The following is a 2456-nucleotide window of genomic DNA, read 5'->3' on the forward strand; positions in this document are numbered from 1 at the left end:
CTCGACATTTTCCAATGCCAAGTCAGAGAGTTGAACCTCATTTTTGTTTTGCTGGTAGTTCCAGCCTGCGGCGGCGATCGCTGCAAAAGCGATTACGCCGATGATTTTCTTTCCCATGTTTCTCTTTAATTATAATTGATATTCTATCACATGAAATTCAGGATTATCACTTAATCCATACAATTTATTTGTCGTAGGATTGATTGTAAAGGTGAAAATAGGCGAATCCAATGTATATCGTTGTAGAGGATTTCCTTTATCGTCAAATACAAAAAGTTGATCTTTTAGATATTTGTGGTTTTCACGATTAAAATAGATCCCAGAGTATAAAACATATACTCTCCCATTTATGGATAAAGGTGAAAAATATGCATCTCGTGATTGCCCTGAAACAGAATTAACATGAACTGATTCATCTTGAATAGTCTGTTTGATTACTGGAAAAAACAAATCAGGACCTTGTATTCTTTTTTTTAAATTGCCATATATATCATATAGCTCTATTAAATCTGTTTGTTTATAAAAAAGGAAGATCCCATTTTTATCCGGAGACAGGGTAGCATAACAGGAAAGTCCTTCTATTTTTTCAAAAGGGGTCAATATCTCTCCATATTCCGGGTATTCACCTTTTGTTTCTATAAATTTGCCTTCTGAGTCGTAGAATGATAAACGCTTTTGAGTACTATTATAAGCTGTTGTCATAAAATGGTGATTGGGTAAAATAACGATATTCCCAAAAAGATCAGGCAGCATAACTTCTTTTATTGCTGTTGGTGATATAGTATCTGAAAATAAGATGTCTTTTTTACGATAAGCAGATATGAATGGTCTTTGTGCATCTGATAGCCATAATAGGCTGTCAGATGATTGTATTTGTTGTATATGAAGAAATTCTCCAGGGCCATTTCCAAAAGAAATAGATGTGTTAACTTTCTCTCCTGTATTAACATTATACATATGCAATATATGTTCATCCATATCTTCTTTTAGAATAAGGATTGAATCTTCTATATGTAATGCTGTCGGACGCATTACCTCTTTAGAAAATTGAAGATCAGTGCCTTTAATCTCGCCTTTATCCAAGAAATCTGTCAATTTGAAAGATATGCAATTCTCATAAACTCCTTTGTTGTTACAAGAACAAAATGTAATAAAAATACATATACTGATAAATTTTGCAATTTTCATAACCTTTATTTTTTAATTGGCTATATAATATACTATTATGTAACGATTTAACTTTGACGTGATGAGATCTTTTTCATTCGGATCCAATTTCCCGTCATGCAAAAAGGATTTTAATGTTTTTTGTTTGATCCTATCTTCTATATCAGCCTCATATATGATCAATAACGGAATCTCTTTATTGTAAATCATCTCTTTGGTATAGTCGAAAAACTTATAGTCGAAATATTTGTTCAAATCAGTTGTTACTTTTTCTCGAAGAGACATGGAGCCAGATCTATAAAAAGAGAAAATTTTCACATGTCGACAATTTGATGTATCCGGAGTCAAGATCCAAGACACAGTACTTCCTTTTTTCGGATAAGCAAATTCAGTCAGTTCAAATTCATCTGGTATATGTTTTTGATCCACGTATTCCTTTGTGTAGATTTTGTAGTTGGTTTTTTCTTTAGTCGCTTTATTACTGATAGTTCTACTTTCACTATTGAAAGACGGACTATCTACGAACTTTCCATTGTTAGGGGTTGTCGTACGGCGAACACCTTTGGATGGAAATAGATTTTGCCCCCATGTGACGAAGGGAAACAATAATAATATGATGATTAATTTCATGGTATATTTATTTTAGAAAGTGCTGAAGAGGCTCCTTCAGTCACTTTCTTTATTCGACACGTTTTATCCTCTCATGTTTGGACAAACTTTTATTAAATTTCCCCAAATGGATGAATATACATTACAGGTACTACTAAAATCAACAATACAACCATAATAAGTACAATTTCCCCAATCTGTTTCGCCTTGGGCTAACGCTTCCGCATTAGCTAATGCTAAATCTGACAGCGGCACTTCATTTCTACTCTGATTGTAATTCCAGCCGGCAGCCACTGCTATTGCTACTAAAAGTGCTGCTCCAAGTATACGCTTTTTCATTTTCGTATTTTGTTTTATCGTTTTTGATTCAGTAAATTCCCTATCTTTGTTCATTCTTTTAAAGCAACAAGATAGCCAAATGATGTACTGAACTTGCATCATTCTGTTTTGTCCGGTTTATATTACCATCATACACCTCCTTTCTAAGGGGTTTCGGGGAGCTTGCTAGTTTCTGAGGCTTTTCAGGCAGGCTCCCTTTCGTTCAATTACTGAACTTGGCCTCTTATTTTTACTTTGACAGGACTTGCTGTGTTACATTTAAGTGTGACGATTTCATCGAAAAAGCCTGTGTCTTTCGGTGTCATCCTGACTTCAATACGAAGCCGCTCTCCCGGCTTCGC

At 34.5% G+C, this 2456-nt stretch carries 3 protein-coding genes and 1 pseudogene; all 4 read right to left on the minus strand.

Annotated elements, in window-relative coordinates; translation table 11 throughout:
• Nucleotides 1-117 (minus strand): annotated as a pseudogene (locus tag BHV83_RS21040) (NVEALA domain-containing protein); the annotation flags it as partial.
• A gap of 12 nt (nt 118-129) precedes the next feature.
• Complete coding sequence (locus BHV83_RS21045) at nt 130-1188, minus strand: BF3164 family lipoprotein (protein ID WP_005637769.1); 1059 nt, start codon at nt 1186-1188, stop codon at nt 130-132.
• Nucleotides 1189-1200: 12 nt separating this feature from the next.
• A complete protein-coding gene (locus BHV83_RS21050) occupies nt 1201-1797 on the minus strand; it encodes a hypothetical protein (protein ID WP_005637767.1) in 597 nt (198 codons plus the stop codon).
• Between the two features lie 63 nt (nt 1798-1860).
• The gene (locus tag BHV83_RS21055) at nt 1861-2169 is read right to left on the minus strand and encodes an NVEALA domain-containing protein (protein ID WP_370686468.1); all 309 of its coding nucleotides are present in this window, start codon (nt 2167-2169) and stop codon (nt 1861-1863) included.
• Nucleotides 2170-2456 lie beyond the last annotated feature (287 nt).

The organism is Parabacteroides sp. merdae-related_45_40, assembly GCF_001915675.1.

Coding starts and splice junctions, on each gene's coding strand:
- BHV83_RS21055 (WP_370686468.1), bottom strand. CDS start 2,169: ATGAACAAAGATAGGGAATTTACTGAATCAAAAACGATAAAACAAAAT.
- BHV83_RS21045 (WP_005637769.1), bottom strand. CDS start 1,188: ATGAAAATTGCAAAATTTATCAGTATATGTATTTTTATTACATTTTGT.
- BHV83_RS21050 (WP_005637767.1), bottom strand. CDS start 1,797: ATGAAATTAATCATCATATTATTATTGTTTCCCTTCGTCACATGGGGG.